This is a genomic window from Actinosynnema sp. NPDC091369 (assembly GCF_044757065.1).
Lineage (GTDB): Bacteria > Actinomycetota > Actinomycetes > Mycobacteriales > Pseudonocardiaceae > Actinosynnema.
Window position 1 is genome coordinate 205,487 of sequence record NZ_JBIVUG010000006.1, and the last position, 23,901, is coordinate 229,387.

Below are 23,901 nucleotides of genomic sequence, written 5' to 3' on the forward strand. Positions count from 1 at the left end.
GACAGGCCGATTCGGCGGTGAACCCGCGTCGCGGCCCAGGATGGACCACTGCCCGCCGCGAGATCTCGGCTAGGTTACGAAAAGTGAGTCCCGGCGTCCACTAGCGGGGCACGGAAATCACGCCGAGTTCACCTTGGTTCACGATCGGCCTAGCTGTGACCTGGTCGTGTGACCACCGGTGGTGTTAAAAACACGATCTGGGTCACACCCGGCCCAGGCGGGCCAGCAGCACCGCGGACGGCACCGGGTGCGCGCCCCGCCGTCGGACGGAGTCGGCCACCGCCCGGTCGGACGTCACCACGACCACCGGACGGCCCTCCGGCTCGGCGGTCACCAACGCCCGGATCACGTCGTCGGCCAGCACCCCCGGATCGCTGAACAGCACCCGCACCCCGCGCGGCGCGGACGTCGGCACGGCCACCACGCCCGCCCCGTCGAACACCAGCGTCACCTCCGCGCCGGTGCGCGCCGCCAGCACGGCCAACTGGTGCACCAGCCGGTCCCGCTGGTCGGACAGCGACAGCTCCGGGTAGCCGGTCTTGGTGACGTTGTAGCCGTCCACGATCAGGTGCACGGCGGGCAGCGCCAGCAGCCGGTCCAGCGCCGCCGGGTCCTCCACCCGGCCGACCGCGCCCTGCGCCGCGCTCGCGCCCCGGACCAGGTCCGCCGGTCGCGGTCCCGCGCCGCCCAGCGCCAGCTCGCGGCGCAGGCCGTTCACCGCGCCGTCCAGCGTGTCGACCAGCAGGGCCAGCCGCACCTCGTCGGCCTGCCGCGCCTCCTTGGCCGACTGGCGGGCCACCTCGGCGTCCGACTCGGCCCGCTGCGCCTTGGCGCGCTCGTGCTCGGCGCGTTCGCGCTCGCGGTCCCGTTCGGCGGTCAACCGGCGCAGGGCGGCCTCGGCCTCGGCCCGCACCCGGTCCGCCTCGACCGCCGCCGCCTCGGCGCGGTCCTTCGCCTCCCGCAGCCGCACGCCCTGCTCGCGCAATCGTTTGCGCAGCCGTTCCAGCTCGGCCTCGGACGCCTCGCGGATCTTGTCCACCGCGCCGCCCGCCTCGGCCCGCTCGGCCTTGAGCCGCTCCAGCTCCGCCTCGAGCCGTTCCGCCCGCTGCACGGCCAGGTCGCGCTCCGCGCGCAGCGCCGCGTCCGCCGCGCGCCTGCCGACCAGCTCGATGAAGTGGGACGCGACCTCCTCGCCCTGCAGGACCGCCGCCGCCCCCGCCGCCACCGGGTCGGGCGAGGTCACCTCGAGCACCGCCGGCCGGTTGCGCCGCAGCCACTCGACCACGGCCGCCCGGAAGGTCGCCGACGACTTCAGCCCGCCGATGAGGGCGGGCGCGCCCAGCCGGGCCCGCTTGGTCGGCGCGAACCGCGCCACCGCGCGCAGCGACTGCGGGACGTCCACCTTCGCCATGTCGCCCAACGCGTCCGCGCTCAACTCCGCGAGCCGCGCGCGCAGCGGCTCGGGCAGCGCCGACCAGTCCACAGTGGACTCGACGGCCTGGTCCGGCACCAGGTCGTCAGCGCCCTCGGGCGGCTCGATCGGCTCTTGCACCCGTACAGGCTAGCCCTGCTCCATCGCGCCGCCGCCCTCGATCACCGCTGCTGCGCGCCGGCGAGGTCGTGGCCGCGGAGCAGCGGCGATCAAACATGTCGGTGGACTTGGCTACGGTGCGCGGCGATGACTACTCAGCTCACGTTCGACGAACTGGGCACACCGCTGCGCGAGACCACGTTCGTCGTGTTCGACCTGGAGACCACCGGCGGCCGGGCGGACGAGGACGCGATCACCGAGATCGGCGCGGTCAAGGTGCGCGGCGGGCGGGTGATCGGCGAGTTCGGCACCCTCGTCGACCCCGAGCGGGGCATCCCGCCGCAGGTCGTGGCGCTGACCGGGATCACCCAGCTGATGGTGACCGGCGCGCCGCGGCTGGCCACGGTGCTGCCCGCGTTCCTGGAGTTCGCCGCCGGCGCGGTGCTGGTGGCGCACAACTCCGGCTTCGACGTGGGCTTCATCAAGGCCGCCTGCGCCCGGCACGGCTACACCTGGCCCAAGCCGACCGTCGTCTGCACGGTGAAGCTGGCCCGCCGGGTGCTGAGCCGGGACGAGGCACCCAGCTGCCGGCTGTCGGCGCTGGCCCAGCTGTTCGGCGTGGCCGAGCAGCCCAACCACCGGGCGCTCGTCGACGCCCGCGCCACCGTCGAGGTGCTGCACCACCTGCTGGAGCGCGTCGGCTCGGTCGGCGTGCACTCGCTGGAGGAGCTGGTCGCCTACCTGCCCGAGGTGACGCCCGCGCAGCGGCGCAAGCGGACCCTGGCCGCGCACCTGCCGTCCACCCCGGGCGTGTACCTGTTCCGCGGCCCGTCCGAAGAGGTGCTCTACGTCGGCACGGCGTCCGACCTGCGGCGGCGCGTAAGGCAGTACTTCACGGCCAGCGAGGGGCGCAAGCGGCTGAGGGAGATGGTGTCGCTCGCGGTCCGGGTCGACGCGGTGGAGTGCGCGCACTCGTTGGAGGCGGAGGTGCGGGAGCTGCGGCTGCTGACCGCCCACAAACCCGCCTACAACCGCCGGTCGAAGAACCAGGGGCAGGCGTGGTGGCTCGTGCTGACCGACGAGGCGTTTCCGCGCCTCTCCGTGGTCCGCACGCCGCGTGAGGGGGCGTTCGGCCCGTTCCGGTCCCGGCGGCTGGCCGAGACGGCCCTGGAGGCGCTGCTGGAGGCCGTGCCGCTGCGGGCGTGCTCGATCCGCATCCCGGCGCGCAACGCCTCCGCCACCCCGTGCGCGCTGTTCGAGCTGGGCCGGTGCAAGGCCCCGTGCGCGGGCCGGCAGTCGGTGGACGACTACTCCCCCGCCGCTTCGGCTTTCCGCCGGCTGGTCGCCGGGGCGGACGTGACGCCGCTGCACGGCATGACCGCGCAGATCGACGCGCTCGCCGCCGCGCACCGCTTCGAGGACGCCGCCGCCCGGCGCGACCGGATGTCGTCGCTGGTGCGGTCGTTGGACCGGGCGCAGCGGCTCGCGGGGCTGGCGGCGTTGCCGGAGGTGGTGGCGGCGCGCCCGGACGGCGCCGGCGGGTGGGAGTTCGCCGTGGTGCGGCACGGGCGGCTGGCGTCAGCGGGGGTGGCGCGGCGGGGCGTGCGGCCGATGCCGGTGGTGGACGCGCTGGTGGCGTCGGCGGAGACCGTGGTCCCGGGCGAGGGCCCGCTGTTCGGCGCGCCCGCCGAGGAGGTCGGCGTGGTGCTGCGGTGGATCGACCGGCCGGGCACCCGGCTGGTCCACTGCGACCGCCCGTGGACCTCCCCCGCGTTCGCCGCCGGCTCGTGGCGGGAGTGGGTGGCCCGCGCCGAGGCCGGTCGCGACCAGTACCGGGTGGCGGGCCACTAGCATGTGGGCGGTCGATACCCCGACGACTTGTGGAGGACCGCTGTGATCACCGCGATCGTGCTGATCCAGGCCGCCGCCGAGACCATCCCGGACGCGGCGCAGGCGATCGCCGACATCGAGGGCGTCACCGAGGTCTACTCGTGCGCCGGCGACGTCGACCTGATCGCCCTGGTCAAGGTCGCCCGGCACGAGGACCTGGCCGACCTGGTGCCCGGCCACATCTCCAAGGTGCCCGGCGTGCTGAACACGGACACCCACATCTCGTTCCGGTCGTACTCGAAGCGCGACACGGACGCGGCGTTCGCCATCGGCCTCGAAGACGCCTGACCCGAGGACGCTGACCCGGGACGTCTGGTCGGAAGGCACCTGATCGGACGACCCCGCACCGGCCGGAATTGTCAGACCCGGCCGGCAGGATGAAAAACAGGGATCCCCTGGGCGGGGACCCCCGCGAAGCACGCGCTCGACGGGCCGCCGCAGCACGTCAGGCGGCTCAGCGGTCGTGCCGCAGCCACTCGTCGAGCACGGTGAAGTCGGCGTCGGTCAGGCCGAGGCGGGGGTCGACGCGGTGCAGGAGCGCGGCACCCCGGTGATGGGCGGCCACCCAGGCGCGGTCCCGGGTGGTGATGTCGTCGTCGACCCAGGCGAAGTGGCGGCCAGCGGCCCAGGCGACCAGTGCCGGTGTCTTCCAGTGCACGCCTGCGGGCGGCTCCTCCTCCGGCCACGGCACGACCGGCAGCGGCGGGAAGCCCAGCAGGGGTGAGACGGACTCGTTCGCGTCCTCCTGCCACGTCGTCGCCCACACCAGGTCGCACTGCAACGCGGCCAGCCGCCGGCCGTGATCGGGGTTCACCCTGGTCAGGAGGGGGTTCCCCGAGGCCGGAACGGGCCCGTGGGTCAGGTGCCCGACGCCGCCGAACGGGATGAGCGGACCGTCCACGTCGAGGAAGAGCAGCGGACGCGTGGGCACGCCGCACCTTAACGGGAAAGCCCCGCACCGGAACCGGTGCGGGGCCTCCACGACGAACGGACGGGTCAGTCCTCCGGCTGAGCCGGCTTCCCGGCCAGCTCGCCCGCCGGCTTGTTCTCGCCGGACAGGGCGTCCGCCGACACACCGCGCTCGGCCCGCGCACGGGCCAGGGCGGCGGTCTCCTCCACCGGGTCCGGGGTCAGGAAGCTGCCCGGCACCGGGTGCCCGGCCGAACCCAGCTTGTTCATCTTCTTCGGCACCGACGCGCCCTGGTAGGCCAGGGGCAGCGGGTGGCCGTGGTCGTCCACCGGGCCCAGCGGCTGGTGCACCTCGATGAACTCGCCGTGCGGCAGGCGCTTGATGATGCCCGTCTCGACACCGTGCTCCAGCACCTCGCGGTCCGCGCGCTGCAACCCGATGCAGATGCGGTAGGTGATGAAGTACGCCAGCGGCGGGACCAGGAGCATGCCGATGCGGCCGATCCAGGTCATCGCGTTCAGCGAGATGTCGAACTTCATCGCGATGATGTCGTTGCCGCCCGAGAGCAGCAGCACCATGAAGTACGAGATCGCCATGGCACCCAGCGACGTCCGGACCGGCACGTCACGGGGGCGCTGCAACAGGTTGTGGTGTGCGTAGTCCTTGGTCATCTTGCGCTCGATCCACGGGTACACCGCGGCGAGGCCGGTCAGCAGCGGCAGACCGAGGATGAACGGCAGGAACGGCGCCGGCACCGTGTAGTTGCCCAGGTAGAGCTCCCACGCGGGCCACAGGCGGATCAGGCCGTCGGTCCAGCCCATGTACCAGTCGGGCTGCACGCCCGCCGACACCTGCGACGCGTTGTACGGGCCGAAGTTCCAGATCGGGTTGATCTGGAAGACGCCGCCCATGATCGCCGTCACGGCCACGACCACGGCGAAGAAGCCGCCGCCCTTGGCCGCGAACACCGGCATGATGCGCACGCCGACGACGTTGGTCTCCTTGCGGCCGACGCCGGGGAACTGGGTGTGCTTCTGGTACCAGACCAGGCCCACGTGCACCGCGATCAGCGCCAGGAGGATGCCGGGGATGAGCAGGATGTGCAGCGAGTAGAGCCTCGGGATGACCTCGGTGCCCGGGAACTCGCCGCCGAACAGCAGCCAGTTGGTCCACGTGCCGACCACCGGGATCGAGATCAGCAGCGCCGCCATCACCCGCAGGCCGGTGCCGGACAGCAGGTCGTCGGGCAGCGAGTAGCCGAGGAAGCCCTCGATCGCGCCCAGCATGAACAGCACGATGCCGATGACCCAGTTGATCTCACGCGGGCGCCGGAACGCGCCGGTGAAGAAGATCCGGAACATGTGCACGACGATCGCGCCCATGAACAGCAGCGCGGCCCAGTGGTGCACCTGGCGGACGAACAGGCCGCCGCGCACCTCGAACGAGATCTGCAGGGTCGATTCGAACGCCCGGGACATCTCGATGCCCTGGAGGTTGACGAAGCTGCCGTTGTAGACGACCTCCTCCATGGAGGGGTCGAAGAACAGGGCCAGGTACGTGCCCGACAGCAGCAGCACGATGAAGCTGTACATCGCGATTTCGCCGAGCAGGAACGACCAGTGCGTCGGGAAGACCTTGTTCAGCTGCTTCCGCATGCCGGAAGCAACGTGATACCGGTCGTCAGCCCACTTGGCGGCGCCACCCGCCAGGCGGGCGCCCGCGCCCTGCCGTTTCGTCGGCGTGGTGATGCCGCTCATGACTTACGCTCCCAGAACGCCGGACCCACGGCCTCGATGAAGTCGCCGCGGGCAATCAAGTATCCGTCCTCGTCAACCGTGATCGGAAGCTGCGGCAGCGCACGGGTCGCCGGGCCGAACCGGGGCTTGCCGTAGTGGAAGACGTCGAACTGCGACTGGTGGCAGGGGCACAGGAGCAGGCCGGTCTGCTGCTCGTACAGCGAAGTCGGGCACCCGAGGTGCGTGCAGATCTTCGAGTACGCGTAGAAGTCGCCGTAGTTGAAGTCCTCCTGGCCGGCGCGCTTGACCACCGACTGGCCGGGGCGCAGGCGGATGAGCATGACCGGGCTGTCGGCCCGCTTCAGTGCGTGGACCAGGGCTTCTTCGTCGTCACGGTCCGACTCGCGGAACGGGAACACCGTTTCGAAACCACCGGCGTCGAGGTCCTCGGGGCGGACCAGCGCGACCTCGTGGAAGTCGCCCGTGTGCCGGCGCAGGTAGACCTTCTCGCCGTTCTCGGACTTCCACGCGGTGTGCCAGAGCGAGTCCTTGGAGTCGCTGTTCGCCCACGGGTTGCGGATCAGGCCGCCCACGCCCACGGCGAGCACGCCGAGGCCGAACACACCGGCACCCAGGCCCGCCGTGCGCTTGATGAGCGACCGGCGGCCGATCGTGGACCGCTCGCCCGCGTCGGCCAGCTGGGCGATGACCGTGGCCTTGTCGACCTCGGACGAGCCGCCGTCGTGGCGCTGCTGGACCGACAGCTCCTCCGGGATGAACTTCTTCGTGTAGAGCAGCGCGCCCACGCCGAGGCCGAGGATCGCCAGGCCCAGCGTGAGGCCGATGACCGGCGTGTAGAGGCTGTACAGGAAGTGGTGCTCGGTGTTCGGAGCCTCGTACTTCCACGGCCACCAGAGGAACGCCACCAGGAACGCGAGGCCGGCCAGCGCCGAGATGGCGAACCACAGGGCCACCAGGCGCTCGGCGCGCTTCTCCGCGCGCGTGCCCTTGACCGGCCAGCGGTCCTCGTAGTGGACGATGTCCACGCCGTCCATGCGGGCGCCGAGCTTGACCAGCTCGTCCCGGCTCATCCCGGCGAGTTCCGCCTCGTCGGGCAGCTCGTTCGGCTTCACGCCGCTCATGCCTTGGCTCCGATCCAGAGGGTCACGCCGATCAGGGCGGCGATACCCACGATGAACGCGATCAGACCCTCCGATACCGGCCCGAGGCCGCCGAGGGGGGCGCCGCCGGGGTTGTTGTTCCCGTCGGTCACCGACTTGATGTAAGCGATGATGTCCTTCTTCTCCTCCGGCGTGAGCTGCCGGTCGGAGAACTTCGGCATGTTCTGCGGGCCCGTGAGCATCGCGGTGTACAGCTGCTCCTCGGACACGCCGTCGAGCTCGGGCGCGAACTTGCCGGACGACAGCGCCCCGCCGCGGCCGGTGAAGTTGTGGCACGCCGAGCAGTTGAGCCGGAACAGCTCGCCGCCGCGGGCCGGGTCGTCGCCGCGCAGCGCCTCACCGCGCTCCTCGGGCGTCTGCGGGCCGCCGCCGCGGGACTGGATGAACGCGCCGATCGCGTCCACCTCCTCCGGCGTGAACTTGGCGGGCTTGCGCTGCGCCTGCGCCTCCTGGCGGGCCATCGGCATGCGGCCGGACGACACCTGGAAGTACACGGCCGCCTCGCCCACGCCGATGAGGCTGGGGCCGCGGTCCTCGACGCCGTCGAGGTTCTTGCCGTGGCAGCTGATGCAGGTGTTGTTGTAGAGCTGCTCGCCCAGTCGCACCTGCGCCGGGTCGTCCTGCGCCTGCGCGGTCTGCGGCTGCGGCGCGAGGGCGCTGAACAGGAAGCCCGCGGCCAGCAGCGCGAAGCCCAGCGCGAGCAGGCCCGAGATCCGCCTGCGCAGCTTGGTGCTGCGCTTCCGGGCCCGTGTGGTGTTGGTGGTCATGTGTGCGGCAACCCTTGCTGGTGTGAGTTCGGGGTTCGAGCTGGTCAGGGCACGATGTAGATGACGGCGAACAAGCCGATCCAGACGACGTCGACGAAGTGCCAGTAGTACGACACGACGATCGCGGAGGTCGCCTGCGCGGGCGTGAACTTGCTCAGCTTCGTGCGGACCAGCAGGTAGCCGAACGCGATCAGGCCGCCGATCACGTGCAGGCCGTGGAAGCCGGTCGTCAGGTAGAAGACGGTGCCGTAGGCCGAGCCGGGGATCGTGGTGCCCTCGTGCACGAGGTTGATGTACTCACCGGCCTGACCGGCCACGAAGATCGCGCCCATGATCAGCGTCACGATGTACCAGCGACGCAGGCCGAACACGTCGCCGCGCTCGGCGGCGAACACGCCCCACTGGCACGTGAACGAGGACGCCACCAGGATGATCGTGAAGAACAGTGCGTAGGGCACGTTCAGGTGGGTCGGCTCTGGTGGCCAGTGCCCTTCGTTCTGGGCCTTCACCGTGAAGAACATGGCGAAGAGCCCCGCGAAGAACATGAGCTCACTGGACAGCCAGACGATCGTGCCGACGCTGACCATGTTCGGGCGGTTCAGCGAGTGCACGCGCTGGCCGATTGAGGGCGCTGCCGTTGTCACACGACGCATTATTGCTTGCAGGTTTTCGCCCCGCCCATCGGGTCCGGGGCACGTACGCAGGTCATCTGGGTCACACGCACGGTGAGGACGGTCATGGGGTTGTTGAGCCGGTTGCGTGATCGCCGGGCACGGCGGGGTGTACCCGCACTGGAGATCGATTCACCTGGTCTGACGGTCGTGGTGGAGGCGTTCGACGTCGCGGAGGCGGACTCGGCGGCGCTGGCGAGGTCGCCCCGGTGGCGGCCGGACGAGCCCGCAGTGCTGCGTCACCACCTGGAACTGCCGTCTGACCAGGTAGAACGTGCGCGCGAGCTGCTCGCGCCGGACGGGTGGGAGCTTCGTCACGACGGCCGCTGGCACGCGTTGCGGGTGCAGCGGCTGGACGCGTTGCACTGCGCTCAGGAGCGCGCCCGGATGGCGAGCCTGGCCCAGCGGCTCGGCGGCGACTGGATCGGGTGGGACGCACTTCAGGTCACGCATGGTCAGCCGGATAACATCGGGACCCACCTGGCACCCCGACCCGCCGGAGGATCGCGCGATGAGCACGCAGACGACCAGGATCCTGGTGTTCAGCCACCGCCCCGAGGTGCGTGAGACGATCATCACTGCGGTGGGTCGCCGTCCCGCGCCGGACCTGGGCCGCGTCGAGTACGTCGAGGCGGGCGCGATCGCCGACGTCCTCTACGAGATGGACAACGGGGGCGTCGACCTGGCGATCCTGGACGGCGAGGCGCAACCCACGGGCGGCATGGGCCTGTCCCGGCAGCTGAAGAACGAGATCACCGACTGCCCCCCGATCGTGGTCGCGGTGCGCCGCAAGGACGACCGGTGGCTGGCGACGTGGTCGCAGGCGGACGCGGTGCTGGTGCACCCGCTCGACCCGCTGGCGGCCGCCGAGACCGTGGCCGAGGTGCTGCGCTCGACGGCGTTGCCCGTGGTCCGGGGCTGATGTCGCCGTGGAGCGCACCTGGCCGTTACTGCTGAACCAGCTCGTCGACCGGGTCGACCTGTCGCAGGACGACACGGCGTGGGCGATGGACCAAGTGATGTCCGGTGCCGCGACGCCCGCGCAGATCGCCGCGTTCGCGGTGGCGCTGCGGGCCAAGGGCGAGACGCCCGAGGAGGTCGACGGCATCGCCACGATGATGCTCCGGCACGCCCGGCGGTTCACCGTGGACGTGCGGGCGGCGGACATCGTCGGCACCGGCGGTGACAGCTCCGGGTCGGTGAACATCTCGACCATGGCGGCGATCGTCACGTCCGCGGCGGGCGTGCCGGTGGTCAAGCACGGCAACCGCGCGGCGTCGTCCAAGTGCGGCACCGCGGACGTGCTCGAAGAGCTGGGCGTGGCCATCGACCTGCCGCCGCTGGGCGTGCAGCGGACGGTGGAGGAGCTGGGCATCGGGTTCTGCTTCGCGCCGGTGTTCCACCCCGGTTTCCGGCACGCGGGCGCGCCGCGGCGCGAGATCGGCATCCCCACGTCGTTCAACCTGCTCGGGCCGCTGACGAACCCGGCGCAGCCGCGGGTCGGCCTGGTGGGCTGCGCGCGGGTGGCGTTCGCGCCGCTGATCGCGGGCGTCTTCGCGCGGCGCGGCAACACCACGCTGGTGGTGCGCGGTGACGACGGGATGGACGAGATCACCACGACCACCACGACGTCGGTGTGGGTGGCCGACGGCGGCGAGGTGCGCACCGAGCGGATCGACCCGTCGGCGCTGGGCATCGCCCCGGCGCTGCCCGAGGACCTCAAGGGTGGTGACGCCTCGGTGAACGCCGAGGTGGTGCGCGAGCTGGTGGCCGGGAAGCCGGGTGCGGTGCGGGACGCGGTGCTGCTCAACGCGGCGGGCGCGGTCGCGGCGCACAGCGGGCTGTCGGGTGACCTGCACGCCGATCTCGCCGCCGGGTTGGGCCGGGCGGCGGAGGCGATCGACTCGGGCGCGGCGGCGGACCTGCTGCGGCGGTGGGCGGCGCGGTCGTCGGAGCTGAAGGCGGCTCTGGCGGACGCCTGAGCGGCTCCACCGGCCGCTGAACGCGCGCTGGGCGTCTCGGCGGCTCTACCTGCGCTCAGCGCTCGCTCGGTGACGCGACGGGGCCGCCGCCGGCGGCGGTCCCCGGCCGCTTAATGCCGCTCGGCGGTTCCAGCGCCCCTCAGCGGTCCCCTGGCGACGACCCGTCGCCGTAGGCGGCCACCGCGATGCGGGCGAACGAGCGGACGAGCGGGCCCGGGTCGGTGCCCGCCCAGGCGACGACGAGGCGGCTGGGCGGCCAGTCGACCAGCGGCACGGCCGTGAGACCTTCGGGCAGCGCGTGACCCATCGGCGCGAGCCCCACGGAGCCGTTCCACAGCACGGCTTGCAGGCACTCGTGGGCCGTGCGCACGACCGGCCCCTCGCGGTGCCGCCCGCCGCTCCAGTAGGCCAGCCAGACCGGGTCGGTGCCCTCCGGCAGCCGGAACCACCGGCGGTCGGCCAGCTCGTCCGTGCGCACGCTCCCCCGGCCGGCCAGCGGGTCGTCCGCGCGCAGCACCACGCCGATCGGGTCGCTGCGCAGCACGTGCGTGACGATGCCCACGTCGTCGAACGGGGCCCTGGTGAGCGCGACGTCGACCAGGCCCGCCCGCAGCCCCGTGGTCGGGTCGGTGAAGTCCGCCTCGCGGATGTGGACCAGCACCCCGGGGTGCTGAGCGCGGTAGGTGGCGGCCAGCCGGGTGCCCACCTGCTCGGCGCTGTCGGCGAGCGTGCCGATCGTGATGGTCGCCGTGCCCGCCGCCGCGGCCACCTTGACGCGTGCCTGCTCGGCCTGCGCCAGCAACGTGCGAGCCTCGTCGTAGAGCGACGTGCCGGCCGGGGTGAGTGACACCCCGGCGGGTGAGCGGTGCAGCAGCACGTGACCGAGGTCGGTTTCCAGCTGCTTGATGGCGCGGCTGAGCGGCGGCTGGGTCATGTGCAGCCGGGCCGCGGCCCGCCCGAAGTGGAGCTCTTCGGCGACGGCGACGAAGTAGCGCAGCAGGCGGAGGTCCATCACCAGCGACGATACCGGCGCGGTATCGGCGGTGCGGCATCGGGCTTGGACGCCCCGCCACCGCCGCGGGTGGACTGGGTCGCATGACCGAACCGACACTGCCCGATCCCGCCGTCCGGGTGGCCAACGCCCGTGAGCTCGCCCGTGACCTGCTGGTCGTCCCCGACGGCGGGGTGCCGCTCGTGCCGAACATCGGCGTCATCGGCGGCACGCACTCCGTCCTCGTGGTGGAGACCGGCTTGGGCGTCGCCAACGCCGAGGCCGTGCTGGAGTTCGCGCTCGACCAGGCGCGGGGCCGCAGGCTGTACCTGACCACCACCCACTTCCACCCCGAGCACGCGTTCGGCGCGCAGGTCTTCGCGGGTGAGGCGACGTTCCTGCTCAACCGCGACCAGGCTGACGACCTGGAGCGCAAGGGCCCCGGCTACCTGGCGATGTTCCGCGGTCTGGCCGAGTCGGTCGAACGGCGGCTCGTGGGCGTCGAGCTCGCGCGGCCGGACTTCGTCTACGACCGCGAGCACGACCTGGACCTCGGCGGCCGGGTCGTGCGGCTGCGCGCCACCGGCCGCGCGCACAGCCGGGGCGACCAGGTGGTCCGGGTGCCGGACGCGGACGTGCTGTTCACCGGCGACCTGGTGGAGGCGGGCCAGTTCGCGATCTTCCCCTGGTTCCCGCCGCACGACACCGACGTGTCGGGCACCCGCTGGCTGGCGGTCGTGGAACGCCTCGTCGCGTCGGGCGCGCGCACGGTCGTGCCGGGTCACGGCGAGGTCGGCGACGCCCGGCTGCTCGCCGACGTCCGCGACTACCTGCGCCTGCTGCGCGACGAGACGTGGGCGCGCCGCGAGTCCGGGATGGACGAGGCGGCGATCGCCGAGGAGGTCGAGGCGCTGGTGGTCGGCCGGCACCCGGAGTGGGTCGGTCGCGAGTGGATCGGCAAGGGCGTCGGCTGCCTGTGCGCCGAGCACCCCGCGTGAGCGACCGAGACGACGGCCACCTTTTCACCGCCGCGCAACAGGGGCGGGTCATGCTGTTCCCATGCTCTACACGGTGATGAAACGAGTGGTGGCGCCCACGGCGCGGCTGGTCTACCGGCCGACGGTCGAAGGGCTGGAGAACGTGCCCGCCGACGGTCCGGTGATCCTCGCGCCGAACCACCTGTCGTTCATCGACAGCATCGTGATCCCCATGGTCGTGCCGCGCCGGGTCTCGTTCCTCGCCAAGGCCGAGTACTTCGAGGGCAAGGGCGTCAAGGGAGCCCTGTCGCGCTACTTCTTCGGCTCGCTGGGCCACGTCCCCGTGCGCCGCGGCCTCGGCCGGGCCGCCAGGGCGTCGCTGGACACCGCCAAGGACATCCTGGACGGCGGCGGCGCGTTCGCGATCTACCCCGAGGGCACGCGCTCGCTGGACGGCCGCCTGCACCGCGGCCGCACCGGCGTGGCCCGGATGGCGCTGGAGTCCGGCGCGCCGGTCGTCCCGGTCGGGCTCATCGGCACCGACGAGGTGCAGCCGGTGGACCGCAAGCTGCCCCGCGTGCGCCCCATCACGGTCCGGTTCGGCGAGCCGCTGCGCTTCGACCGGTACGCGGGCATGCACGAGTCGCTGCCGGTGCTGCGCTCGGTCACCGACGAGATCGTCTACCGCATCCTGGAGCTGTCCGGGCAGGAGTACGTGGACAGCTACCAGAACTCGGCCGCCGCGGCCTGAGGCACGACGAAGGGGCCACCTCGGCGAGGTGGCCCCCTTCGTTCGCGCTCACTCAGTCGTGGCTCGGACCGGTGTGGTACTCGAACACCAGACCGCCCACGGCGATCAGCAGCATCACCACGGCGATCACCAGCAGCCACACGTGCCAGAACGCCAGCGCCACGCCCGCGGTCGCGGCGGCCGCCGCCAGACCGATCGGCCAGTAGCTGCCCGGGCTGAAGAAGCCCAGCTCACCGGCACCGTCGCTGACCTCGGCGTCCGCGTTGTCCTCCGGCCGGACCTCGATGCGCCGGGCGACGAACCGGAAGTAGGTGCCGACGATCAGCGCCAGGCCGCCGGTCAGCGCGAGCGCGACCGTGCCGGTCGGCTCGACGAAACCGGTGTCCGCCCACGTCCAGTAGCCGTACACGACGGCCATCAGGAACGAGAACCCCATCACCAAGTCGAAAATGCGGGCTTCGACCTTCATCGCAGCGTCCTCCTACTTCCCACCGTCGGACGCCTCGCGGACAGTCCGGTCGGTGTCGAAGGGCTTGGTCGTCACGGCGTACGGCGTGCAGAGCTCACCGCAGTTCATCTCGGTCAGCGCCTCGGCCGCCGTGTAGGGCTGCCCGGTGTCGGCGTTGGTCTGCTTGCGCAGTTCCATGTACCGGTCGTAGTCGGCCGGTTCCAGCGCCCTGACCTCGAAGTTCATCACCGCGTGGTACGTGCCGCACAGCTCGGCGCAGCGCCCGACGAAGGACCCGGTCCGGTCGATCCGGTCGATCTGGAACGCGTTGTCCTGGTTGTTCTTCTCCGGCTCGGGGAAGACGTCCCGCTTGAAGTGGAACTCCGGCACGTAGAACGAGTGGATGACGTCGGTCGACCGCAGGTTGAAGCGGATCGACTTGCCCTGCGGCACCACCAGCAGCGGGATCTCGCCGGACGTGCCGACGGTGCTCACCGGCAGGTCGGACGCCTCGGTCTTGTGCTGGGGGTACTGGAACTCCCAGTTCCACTGGAACGCGATCACGTCGACCGTCACGTCGGGCGTCTTGCTCTTGTCCGTGACGTAGTTCTGCGTCACGGCGGTGAAGTAGAACAAGACCGCCACGATGATCGTCGGCACGACCAGCAGCACGAGCTCCAGCGGCAGGTTGTACGCGACCTGGCGGGGCAGCTCCTCGCTCTTCTTGCGGTGGAACGCGACCGACCAGAGGATCAGGCCCCACACGATCACGCCGACCGCGAGAGCCGCGACGACCGACCAGGTCCACAGCTCGCGCATCGCCTCGGCCTGCGGCGTCACGGCCACCGGCCAACCGAAGCGCAGCACCTCTTCCGTGGAGCAACCCGTGGCCCCGACGCCGACCAGGCCGACCAGCCCGCCGACCTTCGCCAGCCGGGCTGCCCTGGTGCCCTCCTTCAGGCCCACTGCTCGCCGCCTCCTCGCGCCACTCAACGTCAAAAAGCTCGCAGGCAAGGGCGTCATCACGCCCCATGCCGGATCATGCGGGAGCGTAGCTCAGCGCACGACGCATCACCCGTCGGGGGCTGCCCCGGTGGAGTGCAGTTTCGGTCACACACCGGGCCCCCGGCATACTGGAGTCTTCTCCACACGACACGAAGGGTGTTTACGGCGTGTGCGGCCTGGTAGGACTGGTTTGCCCTGGCGAGAACGAGGCCGAGCGGGCGCGCTCGGCGGTGGCGGGGGCACTGCGCTGCATGCGCCACCGCGGCCCCGACGAGAGCGGCACCTGGCAGGGCGGTGAGGTCGTCTTCGGCTTCAACCGGCTGTCCATCATCGACATCGAGCACTCGCACCAACCCCTGCACTGGGGTCCGCCCGACCAGCAGGGTCGGTACGCGATCCTGTTCAACGGCGAGATCTACAACTACGTGGAGCTGCGCGCGGAGCTGACCAAGCAGTTCGGCGCGGTCTTCGCCACCGACGGCGACACCGAGACCATCGTGGCCGCCTACCACTACTGGGGCCCGGGGGCCGTGGCGCGGTTGCGCGGCATGTTCGCGTTCCTGATCTGGGACAAGGCGCGCCGGGTCGTGTTCGGCGCGCGGGACCCGTTCGGCATCAAGCCGCTGTACTACGCGGCGGGCCCCGGCGGCGTGGCGTTCTCCAGCGAGAAGAAGTCGGTGCTGGAGCTGGCGCCCGCGATCGGCATCCGGCCGAAGGTGGACGAGAAGGCCCTCCAGCACTACCTGATCCTGCAGTACGTGCCGGAGCCCGAGTCGTTGCAGAGCGAGATCCACCGCATCGAGTCCGGCACGTCGTTCACGCTCACGCCGGGCGGCAGGCCCGTGGTCGAGCGGTACTTCCCGGCCACGTTCCGGCCGCGGACCGTGCGCGGCGAGGCGGACGAGAACCGGCTGTACGACGAGATCACCGAGGCGTTGCGCGACTCGGTGGCCAAGCACATGCGCGCGGACGTGACGGTCGGCTCGTTCCTGTCCGGCGGCATCGACTCGACCGTGGTCGCGGCGCTGGCCAAGGAGCACAACCCGGACCTGATCACGTTTACCACCGGGTTCGAGCGGCAGGGCTACTCCGAGATCGACGTGGCCGCCGAGTCGGCCGCCGCGATCGGCGTCAAGCACGTGGTCCGGGCGGTGACGGCGCAGGAGATGATGGACGCGCTGCCGCTGATCACGTGGTACCTGGACGACCCGGTGGCGGACCCGGCGCTGGTGCCGCTGTGGTTCATCGCCCGCGAGGCGCGCGAGCACGTGAAGGTGGTGCTGTCCGGCGAGGGCGCGGACGAGCTGTTCGGCGGCTACACGATCTACCGGGAGCCGCTGTCGCTGGCGCCGTTCGAGAAGGTGCCGGGCGCGCTGCGCAAGGCCATGGGCAAGGTGTCGACCAAGATCCCGCAGGGCGTGCGGGGCAAGGACCTGCTGCGCCGGGGCGCGCTCACGCTGGAGGAGCGCTACTACGGCAACGCGCGGATCTTCATGGACGACCAGCTGCGGCAGGTGCTGCGCACGTACGACCCGAACGTGTCGCACAAGGACGTGACCGCTCAGCCCTACCGCGAGTCGGAGGGCTGGGACCCGGTGACGCGGATGCAGCACGTGGACCTGTTCACGTGGCTGCGCGGCGACATCCTGGTCAAGGCCGACAAGATGACGATGGCGAACTCGCTGGAGCTGCGGGTGCCGTTCCTGGACCCCGAGGTGTTCCGGATCGCGTCGCAGGTGCCGTCGGAGCTGAAGCTGACCAAGGAGACGACGAAGCACGCGTTGCGGCGGGCGATCCGCGACATCGTGCCCGCGCACGTGCTCAACCGGCGCAAGCTGGGCTTCCCGGTGCCGATCCGGCACTGGCTGAAGGACGAGATGCACGACTGGGCGGTGGAGACCGTGCGCCAGTCGCAGACCGACCAGTACATCGACAAGGGCGCGGTGCTGCGGGTCATCGAGGAGCACCGGTCGGGCGTGGCCGACAACAGCCGCCGGATCTGGGCGCTGCTGGTGTTCATGATCTGGCACGGGATCTTCGTGGAGGGCCGGATCCGCCCGGTCGTGCCCGAGCCGCACTACCCGGTCAAGCTCTAGTCACGCGGTGTCGCGAAAGGCCCCCGGCGCGGTGCGTGCCGGGGGCCTTTCGCGTGCGCGCCTCAACCGGCCGACTGCTCCGCGGGTTCGGCTACGCACTTCGACCGCAGGATGCCGGTGACGTCGGCGACGAGCCTGCCCAGGTGCTCCTTCGTGCGGGTCAGCTGCTCGATGCGGGCGTCGACGGACGCCAGCTCGTCGTTGAGCATGCGCAGCAGCGGCACGCAGCCCGCCTCGTCCTCGGGCAGCTCGACGTCCTGGCCGAACGCGTGCGCGAGCACCAGCCGGGCCAGGCGCACGTTCAGGCCGGAGTTGATGAGGCAGCGGACGCTGCGGACGCGTTCCACGTCGGACTCGTCGTAGACGCGGTAGCGGGAGTCCGTGCGCTGGGGCGTGAGCAGCCCCTGCTGGTCGTAGTAGCGCAGCATGCGCACCGTCGCACCGGTCTTCTCCGCGAGCTCGCCGATCAGCACTATTCCCACCCCGGTCGGAAAGAGGGTTCGATCACGCAACCTTGACCCTGACGTCAGTGTCACACTTTAGCGTCGTCGCCGTGATCGCCTTCATCCTGATGCTCAGCGCATTCGCTGTGGGGACATCCGAGTTCATCATCGTCGGCGTGCTGCCCGAGGTCGCCTCCGACCTCGGTGTGGACGTGCCGACCGCAGGTCTGCTGGTGACGGCGTACGCCGTCTCGGTCGCCCTGGGCGGTCCCGTGCTCACCGTGCTCACCGGGCGCATCGCGCGCCGCAAGCTCCTGATCTCCGTCATGGCGCTGGCCCTGGTGGCCTCCCTGGGCAGCGCCCTGGCCGACGACTACGCCCTGCTCATGACGGCGCGCATGGTGGCCGCGCTCGCCCAGGGCCTGTTCTTCGCGGTGGCGTCCCAGGTCGCCATCGCCGCGGTGCCGCCGGAGAAGCAGACCGCGGCCATCGCCAAAGTCGTCAACGGTGTCGCGCTGTCGACCATCCTGGGCATCCCGCTGGGCACGCTGATCGGCCAGAACTACGGCTGGCGGGCGTCGTTCGTGCTGGTCAGCGCGTTGACCGCGATCGGGTTGGCCGGGGTCGCGCTGGGCACGCCGAAGGTCGCGCACGAGCCGGACCCCGGTGTGCGGGCCAGCCTGTTCGCGTTCGGCAGGCGCACCGTGCTGCTGGGGCTGGTCACGACGGTGCTGTCGTTCACCGGCCTGATCACCGCGTTCACCTACGTCGCGCCGGCGTTGCGCGAGGTCAGCGGGTTCGAGCCGGGCTGGGTGACCGGCGTGCTGCTGGTGTACGGCGTGGGCACGCTGGTCGGCAGCACGCTGGCGGGCCGGGTGCCGACGGACCGGATCGCCCGCGTCCTGCCCGTGCCGCTGGCGGTGCTCGGCGTGGCCCTGCTGGCCCAGGGGCTGATGCTGGAGAGCAAGGTCGCGGCCGTGGTGAGCGTGTTCGTGCTGGGCGCGAGCGCGTTCACGGCCGGTCCGCTGATCCACACCTACCTGATGGGCCAGGCGGGTTCGGCGGCCGGCCTGGTCGCCTCCGTGAACATCTCCGCGTTCAACGTGGCCGCGGCGCTGGGCCCGATGCTCGGCGGCGTGGTGCTGACCAGCGGGCTCGGCCTGCGGTGGGTCGGCACCGTCGGCGGCTTGTCGACCATCCTCGGCGTGGGGGTGGCCCTGGTGGTCGGCAGGGTGACCGCCGCCCGCCCGGCAACGTCCGGCACCACCACACCGCTGGCCGCGCACGTGTGAGATGGCCCTACCGGGCGGTACTACCGCCCGGTAGGGCTTTTGTCAAGCACTCGGCGCGCATACGGTCGCCGATGTGAGGAACACCGAGGCGAACACGTTGGCCGAGCTGATCGAGGACTCCACCGAGGTGCCGCAGGAGCTGCGCGGCGCGGTGGCCGGGGTCCTCCCCGAGTCGCACCCCACCGCGCCGTGGCAGGTGGACGACGCCAACTACGACCAGGTCGCGGACCTGGAGGTCTACGTCTGAGGTCCGGCGAGCACCCAAGGGAAAGGCCCCCGCCACGTGGCGGGGGCCTTTCCCTTGGAGCGCTGGTCCAGCGGGTCGATCAGTGGAACGAGTCGCCGCAGGCGCACGAGCCGCCCGCGTTCGGGTTGTCGATGGTGAAACCCTGCTTCTCGATCGTGTCGACGAAGTCGATCACCGCACCCTCGACGTACGGGGCGCTCATGCGGTCCACGGCCACCTTCAGGCCGCCGAAGTCGCGCAGCGCGTCACCGTCGAGCGTGCGCTCGTCGAAGAACAGCTGGTAACGCAGCCCCGCACAGCCACCGGGCTGGACGGCGATGCGCAGGTGCATGTCGTCGCGACCCTCCTGGTCCAGCAGCGCCTTCGCCTTCACGGCAGCCGCGTCGGTCAGCGTCACGCCGTGGGTGGGCGGGGCTTCAGGAGTCGGGGTGACTGCGTCCTGAGCGGTCGTCATGGCTCTCCCTCAGAGGTCCTTTGCGGGCAACTACTCCGGGCAAACACGGGAAGTACCCGCTTTGTTCCTGACCCCATGGTCGCACAGACGTCACGGCCGGGAGTGTGACCACTGCCTCGCCACGTGTGCGGCCAGGTCGGCGAGGGTGCCGGCCGGGTCGGCCAGGCTGCGCTGAACCGAACCGGCGTGCTCGGCCACCGCGTACGACTCCTGCACGCCGACCGCCGCCGCCTCGCGCCGACCCACCGCGACCTGGCCCGCTAGCACCACGCACGGCACGCCGCGTTCGGCCGCGCCACCGGCCACGGCGGTCACCAGCTTGCCTCGCAGCGACTGCCAGTCGAAGCTGCCCTCGCCGGTCACGGCCAGGTCGGCGTGGTCGAGCGCGTCGTCCAGCCCGGTCAGCGCGCGGACCAGGCCCGCGCCCGACCGGACGGTGGCCCCGAGCGCCATCAGCGCGGCGCCGAGACCTCCCGCGGCACCCGCGCCGGGCCGGTCGCGGACGTCGGCCAGCTCGTCCATCGCGGCCAACCGGGCTTCCAACCGCTCCACCGCGTCGGGTGACGCGCCCTTCTGCGGTCCGAACGTGCGCGCGGCGCCGTGCGGGCCCAGCAGGGGGTTCTCCACGTCGGCGGCGGCGACCAGGCGGGCGGTCACCGGTCGTGCGGTCTCGCGCAATCCGGCGCCGCCGTCCGTGGTGCCCGAGCCTCCCAGGCCGACCACGATCGTGTGGACGCCCGCGTCGCCGGCCGCGTTGAGCAGCTCGCCGACGCCCCCGGTCGTGGCGGTCTCGGCGGACCGGGCACGCTCGTCCGGGGGGATGAGGTGCAGGCCACAGGCTTGGGCGGACTCGACGTACGCGGACCCGTCGTGCTCCAGCCACACCGCCTCCACGGGCGTGCCCAGCGGCCCGGTGACGGTCGTGGTGTGCCGGGTGCCACCCAGCGCGGCGTGCAGGACGTCCACGAAACCCGGCCCGCCGTCGGCCAGCGGGCACAGCCGCAGCTCGTCGTCGGGAGCGGTGCGGCGCCAGCCCTCAGCCACGGCTTCGGCGACTTCCCGCGCGGTCAGCGTTCCGCCGAAGCAGTCCGGCGCAATAACAACTCGCACCTCGCGAACAGTACTTATCGGGGCATCTCCTACTCTGGTGCGGTGAGGTTCCTGCGCCGCAACGCCGACGAAGCCGCCGAGACCACCACCGCCGAGGACGTTTCCGCGGAGGTGACCCCGGCCGATCCGTCGCGCACCCCCGGCAAGGGTCGGCCCACGCCGAAGCGGCGCGAGGCCGAGGGCAAGCGGCGCGGCCCCGTCCCGCCACCGCCCCGCACGCAGCGCGAGGCGTTGAAGCGGGCGCGCGGGAACAAGGTGTCGAAGGAGGAGCGGCGCGCGGCGGCGGTCGAGCGCCGCCAGCGGATGATGGCGGGCGAGGACAAGTACCTCCTGCCTCGCGACCGCGGCCCGGTGAAGGCTTACATCCGCGACGTGGTCGACTCGCGGCGCAACCTCATGGGCCTGTTCATGCCGCTGGCGATCCTGGTGTTCGTGGCCCTGCTCGTGCCCGCGCCCGCGATCCAGCAGTACGCCACGCTGCTGACCACGTTCATGCTGCTGGCGATGATCGTCGAGGGTTTCGTGCTCGGCCGGATGGTCAACCGCCGGGTGCGCTTGAAGTTCCCCAACGACACCACCCGCGGCCTGTCCATCGGCTGGTACTCGTTCATCCGCGCCAGCCAGCTGCGCAGGCTGCGCGTGCCCAAGCCGCGGGTGAGCCCCGGCGACAAGGTGTGACCCGGGAGTTCATTAGCTTGCCGAACGAGTTCTCACTAGACTGCCGGCCATGGAGTTCCGACGCCTCGGCCGCAGTGGCCTGAACATCAGCGAGATCTCGTACGGCAACTGGCTCACCCACGGTTCGCAGGTCGAGGAGGACCAGGCGACGGCCTGCGTCCGGGCCGCGCTCGACGCGGGCATCACCACGTTCGACACCGCCGACGTCTACGCCAACACCAAGGCCGAGTCGGTGCTGGGGCGCGCGCTGGCCGGGCAGCGCCGCGAGTCGCTGGAGATCTTCACGAAGGTCTTCTGGCCGACCGGCCCCGGCGGCCCGAACGACAAGGGCCTCGGCCGCAAGCACATCATGGAGTCGATCAACGGCTCGCTGAAGCGGCTGCAGACCGACTACGTCGACCTCTACCAGGCGCACCGGTACGACAAGTCCGTGCCGCTGGAGGAGACGATGCTCGCCTTCGCCGACCTCGTGCGGCAGGGCAAGGTGCTCTACATCGGCGTGTCGGAGTGGAACGCCGACCAGATCGCCCGCGGCGCGGCGCTGGCCCGCGAGCTGAACGTGCCGTTCATCTCCAACCAGCCGCAGTACTCGATGCTGTGGCGCGTGATCGAGTCGCAGGTGATCCCGACCTCCGAGCGCGAGGGCATCAGCCAGATCGTGTGGTCGCCCATCGCCCAGGGCGTGCTGACCGGCAAGTACCTGCCGGGCCAGCCGCTGCCGGAGGGCTCGCGGGCCACCGACGAGACCGGCTCGAAGTTCATCCAGCGCTTCCTGCGCGACGAGGTGCTGACCAAGGTCCAGCAGCTCAAGCCGCTGGCCGACGAGGCGGGCCTGTCGCTGGCCCAGCTCGCGGTCGCGTGGACCCTGCAGAACCCGAACGTGGCCAGCGCGATCATCGGCGCGTCCCGCCCGGAGCAGGTGCACGAGAACGTCAAGGCCGCCGGCGTGAAGCTGGAGGACGAACTGCTGAAGAAGATCGACGACGTGCTCGAGGGCGTCGTGGAGACCGACCCGCGGTTCACCATCACCCCCTGACCCGCCCTCGGACAGCCCCGCTCGGACTCCCGAGCGGGGCTTCCGCGTGCCGGGGGTCAGCTGTCCGGGCCGAGGATCGCCGCCATGCGCTGCAGGAGGTAACCCGCGCACCAGCGGGCTTCGGTGTCCCTCGGGTCGACCGCTTCCTTCGCCAACTTCGCGGCGAGCCTTCGGGGTTCCGGCGCGCCGGCGGGGTCGTCCGCGACGGCGAGGGCGACGTCCCAACCGCACTGGGTCAGCCGGGACACTTCAGATGCCAGGCACAGTCGCCGCACGGCGTCGTCGTTGTCCAGCACGCTGACGACCACGTCCGCGTTCTCCCTGCCGGGCAGGAACCCCAAGATGCTCACCGCGTTGGCCCTGAGCGTCGAGGTCCGACCGCTGACGGCCCACTGGCGGAAGTTCTCGATGGCCTTCGGCCCCAGCACCGGAGCCACCGCCGCGTCGATGGAACTGGACGTCGGCCCCTGGGCGAAGATGTCCGGATCTCCGGATTCCACCGCTTCCCGAATGTGTTGCAGGTGTTCGGGACCGTCGATCTTCTTCAGTCGCGGGTGATTGATGTCCGATCGGTACACGCCGGCCCCTAATGCTCGTTCGTACGCCGCTACCACCTCTAGGGTAACCGGGTTCACGCCCGTTTCAACCAGCCCCAGATATGACTTCGAGTAGTTGATCGCCTGGGCCATGCGGGTGAGCGAGAACCCGGCGTACTCCCGAGCAGCCCTCAACCGCGCACCGCTCACTTCGAGTGCCTGCGACACAATCACCCCCTTGCTCGCGTCCGGCGATACCAGACGGTTCTGCACTCATACCAGACACCCGCACGACCACGCCACCAGACAGCGCCAGACCAGCGATTCAGACCTCACCAGACGCGTCGATCGACGGAGCCGCTCAACCACACCGGTAAGAACGACGGCACCGGCCAATCCGGCAACGGGAGGGGCGATGTGGGCAGCTCTGACACTGATCGCTTCCGCGATCGGCGCCGTCGTGCTCGTGCGGTACCACCGGTGTTTCCGGTGCGACTGCGGCCATTGCCGAAGTCGGTTCACTTTTCTGCGCCGCTTGCACGAACGCGTGACGCGGCGGGGCGGGAACACACGTCAATCGCAGAGAAGGAGAGTTGACACAAATGGTGATGCGACCCTCGGACGCGGTCGAGCAGACGTCGTACGTCCGGATCATGAGCGAGGCGAAGTTCGAGGAATCCGTTACCGCTGACGGCGACTACGAGGTCACCTTCGACATGACGGCGACCGTCGCCCTGACGCCCGACGCGGCGGAGAAGCTGTACTGGATGCTCGGCGCGAAGATCCCGGAGCTGCGGCGGCTGGCCGCCGCGATGAGCCTGGACTAGCTCACCCGTGTCCCAGGCGGACGGGCAGTGGTGCACCCGGACTGCCCGTTCCCTGGACGTCGGCCGGCCCGATCCCGACCGACGGCTACTCGGCCGGGGCGAGGGACATCGGGCCGTAGACCTCGGACTCGCTGCGCAGCAACGTCACCTGCGCGACACCGGCCTCCCGCAGTTCGACCCACGCGGAGGAGAACCAGTCCTCGGCGGCGGTCTGGTCGGGGAAGGAGACCACCGGGCCGTCGATCTCCTGACCGTGCTCGTCCTGGTACCGCCACCGGTACTCCATGACGGGCCTCCTCGCGCTGCTCCGTACGGGTAACGTTCCCGGTCAGGCTATGTCCT

26 protein-coding genes and 1 pseudogene are annotated in these 23,901 nt (G+C 71.1%); 13 read left to right on the plus strand and 14 right to left on the minus strand.

Going from position 1 to position 23,901, the window contains the following annotated elements:
* Positions 1 to 202: 202 nt before the first annotated feature.
* Positions 203 to 1,552, minus strand: coding sequence for an NYN domain-containing protein (locus ACIQMJ_RS24075; protein WP_499763254.1), 1,350 nt, complete (start codon positions 1,550 to 1,552; stop codon positions 203 to 205).
* A gap of 126 nt (positions 1,553 to 1,678) precedes the next feature.
* Between ACIQMJ_RS24075 and ACIQMJ_RS24080 the strand changes: the two genes are divergently transcribed.
* Together ACIQMJ_RS24080 and ACIQMJ_RS24085 are read left to right on the plus strand one after the other, a co-directional pair.
* Positions 1,679 to 3,382, plus strand: a complete 1,704-nt coding sequence (locus tag ACIQMJ_RS24080; RefSeq protein WP_499763255.1) for a DEDD exonuclease domain-containing protein — start codon at positions 1,679 to 1,681, stop codon at positions 3,380 to 3,382.
* A 42-nt stretch (positions 3,383 to 3,424) separates the two neighbouring features.
* A complete protein-coding gene (locus ACIQMJ_RS24085) occupies positions 3,425 to 3,709 on the plus strand; it encodes an Lrp/AsnC family transcriptional regulator (RefSeq protein WP_053718754.1) in 285 nt (94 codons plus the stop codon).
* Between the two features lie 166 nt (positions 3,710 to 3,875).
* Here the strand turns inward: ACIQMJ_RS24085 and ACIQMJ_RS24090 are convergent, their stop codons facing one another.
* The 5 genes from ACIQMJ_RS24090 to ctaE form a co-directional block, all read right to left on the minus strand.
* Positions 3,876 to 4,352 carry an HAD domain-containing protein gene (locus ACIQMJ_RS24090; RefSeq protein ID WP_499763256.1) on the minus strand — a complete coding sequence of 159 codons (477 nt, stop codon included), beginning with the start codon at positions 4,350 to 4,352 and terminating at the stop codon, positions 3,876 to 3,878.
* A gap of 65 nt (positions 4,353 to 4,417) precedes the next feature.
* Positions 4,418 to 6,088 (minus strand): cytochrome bc1 complex cytochrome b subunit, encoded by a 1,671-nt coding sequence (gene qcrB, locus ACIQMJ_RS24095; protein ID WP_499763257.1) that lies wholly within the window; start codon positions 6,086 to 6,088, stop codon positions 4,418 to 4,420.
* On the minus strand, positions 6,085 to 7,209 hold the full coding sequence (qcrA, locus tag ACIQMJ_RS24100; protein ID WP_499763258.1) for a cytochrome bc1 complex Rieske iron-sulfur subunit: 1,125 nt from the start codon (positions 7,207 to 7,209) through the stop codon (positions 6,085 to 6,087). The genes qcrB and qcrA overlap by 4 nt, the downstream gene beginning before the upstream one ends.
* A complete protein-coding gene (gene qcrC / locus ACIQMJ_RS24105; protein ID WP_499763259.1) occupies positions 7,206 to 8,015 on the minus strand; it encodes a cytochrome bc1 complex diheme cytochrome c subunit in 810 nt (269 codons plus the stop codon). The genes qcrA and qcrC overlap by 4 nt, the downstream gene beginning before the upstream one ends.
* 44 nt (positions 8,016 to 8,059) lie before the next feature.
* A complete protein-coding gene (gene ctaE / locus ACIQMJ_RS24110) occupies positions 8,060 to 8,668 on the minus strand; it encodes an aa3-type cytochrome oxidase subunit III (RefSeq protein WP_499763260.1) in 609 nt (202 codons plus the stop codon).
* Between the two features lie 84 nt (positions 8,669 to 8,752).
* On the opposite strand from ctaE, the pseudogene ACIQMJ_RS24115 reads away from it, so the two are divergent.
* The 3 genes and pseudogenes from ACIQMJ_RS24115 to trpD form a co-directional block, all read left to right on the plus strand.
* Positions 8,753 to 9,130: pseudogene (locus tag ACIQMJ_RS24115) on the plus strand (hypothetical protein); the annotation flags it as partial.
* A 67-nt stretch (positions 9,131 to 9,197) separates the two neighbouring features.
* Complete coding sequence (locus ACIQMJ_RS24120) at positions 9,198 to 9,608, plus strand: hypothetical protein (RefSeq protein ID WP_360460710.1); 411 nt, start codon at positions 9,198 to 9,200, stop codon at positions 9,606 to 9,608.
* 7 nt (positions 9,609 to 9,615) lie between these two features.
* Positions 9,616 to 10,668, plus strand: coding sequence for an anthranilate phosphoribosyltransferase (gene trpD, locus ACIQMJ_RS24125; protein ID WP_499763261.1), 1,053 nt, complete (start codon positions 9,616 to 9,618; stop codon positions 10,666 to 10,668).
* A 139-nt stretch (positions 10,669 to 10,807) separates the two neighbouring features.
* Here the strand turns inward: trpD and ACIQMJ_RS24130 are convergent, their stop codons facing one another.
* Entirely contained in the window at positions 10,808 to 11,680 is an 873-nt protein-coding gene (locus ACIQMJ_RS24130; protein ID WP_499763262.1) for a LysR family transcriptional regulator, read from the minus strand.
* A gap of 83 nt (positions 11,681 to 11,763) precedes the next feature.
* Between ACIQMJ_RS24130 and ACIQMJ_RS24135 the strand changes: the two genes are divergently transcribed.
* A complete protein-coding gene (locus ACIQMJ_RS24135; protein ID WP_499763263.1) occupies positions 11,764 to 12,657 on the plus strand; it encodes an MBL fold metallo-hydrolase in 894 nt (297 codons plus the stop codon).
* 61 nt (positions 12,658 to 12,718) lie between these two features.
* Entirely contained in the window at positions 12,719 to 13,387 is a 669-nt protein-coding gene (locus ACIQMJ_RS24140) for a lysophospholipid acyltransferase family protein (protein ID WP_499763264.1), read from the plus strand.
* Positions 13,388 to 13,439: 52 nt separating this feature from the next.
* On the opposite strand, the gene ACIQMJ_RS24145 is transcribed toward ACIQMJ_RS24140, so the two are convergent.
* Both ACIQMJ_RS24145 and ctaC read right to left on the minus strand, forming a co-directional pair.
* Entirely contained in the window at positions 13,440 to 13,856 is a 417-nt protein-coding gene (locus tag ACIQMJ_RS24145; RefSeq protein WP_499763265.1) for a cytochrome c oxidase subunit 4, read from the minus strand.
* Between the two features lie 12 nt (positions 13,857 to 13,868).
* Positions 13,869 to 14,801 carry an aa3-type cytochrome oxidase subunit II gene (ctaC, locus tag ACIQMJ_RS24150; RefSeq protein WP_499763266.1) on the minus strand — a complete coding sequence of 311 codons (933 nt, stop codon included), beginning with the start codon at positions 14,799 to 14,801 and terminating at the stop codon, positions 13,869 to 13,871.
* 206 nt (positions 14,802 to 15,007) lie between these two features.
* Here ctaC and asnB point away from each other — a divergent pair, with 206 nt between their 5' ends.
* Positions 15,008 to 16,936 carry an asparagine synthase (glutamine-hydrolyzing) gene (asnB, locus tag ACIQMJ_RS24155; protein ID WP_499763267.1) on the plus strand — a complete coding sequence of 643 codons (1,929 nt, stop codon included), beginning with the start codon at positions 15,008 to 15,010 and terminating at the stop codon, positions 16,934 to 16,936.
* A gap of 62 nt (positions 16,937 to 16,998) precedes the next feature.
* Here the strand turns inward: asnB and ACIQMJ_RS24160 are convergent, their stop codons facing one another.
* Positions 16,999 to 17,418: a MerR family transcriptional regulator gene (locus tag ACIQMJ_RS24160; RefSeq protein WP_499763268.1), complete on the minus strand. Its 420-nt coding sequence runs from the start codon at positions 17,416 to 17,418 to the stop codon at positions 16,999 to 17,001.
* Between the two features lie 71 nt (positions 17,419 to 17,489).
* On the opposite strand from ACIQMJ_RS24160, the gene ACIQMJ_RS24165 reads away from it, so the two are divergent.
* Positions 17,490 to 18,671, plus strand: a complete 1,182-nt coding sequence (locus ACIQMJ_RS24165; protein ID WP_499763269.1) for an MFS transporter — start codon at positions 17,490 to 17,492, stop codon at positions 18,669 to 18,671.
* A 73-nt stretch (positions 18,672 to 18,744) separates the two neighbouring features.
* Positions 18,745 to 18,918: a hypothetical protein gene (locus ACIQMJ_RS24170; RefSeq protein WP_499763270.1), complete on the plus strand. Its 174-nt coding sequence runs from the start codon at positions 18,745 to 18,747 to the stop codon at positions 18,916 to 18,918.
* Between the two features lie 79 nt (positions 18,919 to 18,997).
* Here the strand turns inward: ACIQMJ_RS24170 and ACIQMJ_RS24175 are convergent, their stop codons facing one another.
* Together ACIQMJ_RS24175 and ACIQMJ_RS24180 are read right to left on the minus strand one after the other, a co-directional pair.
* The gene (locus ACIQMJ_RS24175; protein WP_141978315.1) at positions 18,998 to 19,372 is read right to left on the minus strand and encodes a HesB/IscA family protein; all 375 of its coding nucleotides are present in this window, start codon (positions 19,370 to 19,372) and stop codon (positions 18,998 to 19,000) included.
* A 90-nt stretch (positions 19,373 to 19,462) separates the two neighbouring features.
* Complete coding sequence (locus ACIQMJ_RS24180) at positions 19,463 to 20,482, minus strand: glycerate kinase family protein (RefSeq protein WP_499763271.1); 1,020 nt, start codon at positions 20,480 to 20,482, stop codon at positions 19,463 to 19,465.
* Between the two features lie 42 nt (positions 20,483 to 20,524).
* Between ACIQMJ_RS24180 and ACIQMJ_RS24185 the strand changes: the two genes are divergently transcribed.
* Together ACIQMJ_RS24185 and ACIQMJ_RS24190 are read left to right on the plus strand one after the other, a co-directional pair.
* Positions 20,525 to 21,160, plus strand: coding sequence for a DUF3043 domain-containing protein (locus ACIQMJ_RS24185; RefSeq protein WP_073886504.1), 636 nt, complete (start codon positions 20,525 to 20,527; stop codon positions 21,158 to 21,160).
* 49 nt (positions 21,161 to 21,209) lie between these two features.
* Positions 21,210 to 22,196 (plus strand): aldo/keto reductase family protein, encoded by a 987-nt coding sequence (locus ACIQMJ_RS24190; protein WP_499763272.1) that lies wholly within the window; start codon positions 21,210 to 21,212, stop codon positions 22,194 to 22,196.
* A 56-nt stretch (positions 22,197 to 22,252) separates the two neighbouring features.
* On the opposite strand, the gene ACIQMJ_RS24195 is transcribed toward ACIQMJ_RS24190, so the two are convergent.
* The gene (locus ACIQMJ_RS24195) at positions 22,253 to 23,005 is read right to left on the minus strand and encodes a helix-turn-helix domain-containing protein (protein ID WP_499763273.1); all 753 of its coding nucleotides are present in this window, start codon (positions 23,003 to 23,005) and stop codon (positions 22,253 to 22,255) included.
* Between the two features lie 329 nt (positions 23,006 to 23,334).
* Here ACIQMJ_RS24195 and ACIQMJ_RS24200 point away from each other — a divergent pair, with 329 nt between their 5' ends.
* A complete protein-coding gene (locus ACIQMJ_RS24200) occupies positions 23,335 to 23,559 on the plus strand; it encodes a hypothetical protein (RefSeq protein ID WP_499763274.1) in 225 nt (74 codons plus the stop codon).
* Between the two features lie 85 nt (positions 23,560 to 23,644).
* Here ACIQMJ_RS24200 and ACIQMJ_RS24205 read toward each other — a convergent pair whose 3' ends face one another.
* Positions 23,645 to 23,845, minus strand: coding sequence for a hypothetical protein (locus ACIQMJ_RS24205; RefSeq protein ID WP_499763275.1), 201 nt, complete (start codon positions 23,843 to 23,845; stop codon positions 23,645 to 23,647).
* Positions 23,846 to 23,901: the final 56 nt, after the last annotated feature.

Excerpts from the sequence above, each read along its gene's own strand:
- ACIQMJ_RS24120 (WP_360460710.1), top strand. The coding sequence starts at position 9,198 with ATGAGCACGCAGACGACCAGGATCCTGGTGTTCAGCCACCGCCCCGAG.
- qcrC (WP_499763259.1), bottom strand. The coding sequence starts at position 8,015 with ATGACCACCAACACCACACGGGCCCGGAAGCGCAGCACCAAGCTGCGC.
- ACIQMJ_RS24135 (WP_499763263.1), top strand. The coding sequence starts at position 11,764 with ATGACCGAACCGACACTGCCCGATCCCGCCGTCCGGGTGGCCAACGCC.
- ACIQMJ_RS24205 (WP_499763275.1), bottom strand. The coding sequence starts at position 23,845 with ATGGAGTACCGGTGGCGGTACCAGGACGAGCACGGTCAGGAGATCGAC.
- ACIQMJ_RS24175 (WP_141978315.1), bottom strand. The coding sequence starts at position 19,372 with ATGACGACCGCTCAGGACGCAGTCACCCCGACTCCTGAAGCCCCGCCC.
- ACIQMJ_RS24080 (WP_499763255.1), top strand. The coding sequence starts at position 1,679 with ATGACTACTCAGCTCACGTTCGACGAACTGGGCACACCGCTGCGCGAG.
- ACIQMJ_RS24145 (WP_499763265.1), bottom strand. The coding sequence starts at position 13,856 with ATGAAGGTCGAAGCCCGCATTTTCGACTTGGTGATGGGGTTCTCGTTC.
- ACIQMJ_RS24190 (WP_499763272.1), top strand. The coding sequence starts at position 21,210 with ATGGAGTTCCGACGCCTCGGCCGCAGTGGCCTGAACATCAGCGAGATC.
- ACIQMJ_RS24140 (WP_499763264.1), top strand. The coding sequence starts at position 12,719 with ATGCTCTACACGGTGATGAAACGAGTGGTGGCGCCCACGGCGCGGCTG.
- qcrB (WP_499763257.1), bottom strand. The coding sequence starts at position 6,088 with ATGAGCGGCATCACCACGCCGACGAAACGGCAGGGCGCGGGCGCCCGC.
- ACIQMJ_RS24200 (WP_499763274.1), top strand. The coding sequence starts at position 23,335 with ATGGTGATGCGACCCTCGGACGCGGTCGAGCAGACGTCGTACGTCCGG.
- ctaE (WP_499763260.1), bottom strand. The coding sequence starts at position 8,668 with ATGCGTCGTGTGACAACGGCAGCGCCCTCAATCGGCCAGCGCGTGCAC.
- qcrA (WP_499763258.1), bottom strand. The coding sequence starts at position 7,209 with ATGAGCGGCGTGAAGCCGAACGAGCTGCCCGACGAGGCGGAACTCGCC.
- ACIQMJ_RS24130 (WP_499763262.1), bottom strand. The coding sequence starts at position 11,680 with ATGGACCTCCGCCTGCTGCGCTACTTCGTCGCCGTCGCCGAAGAGCTC.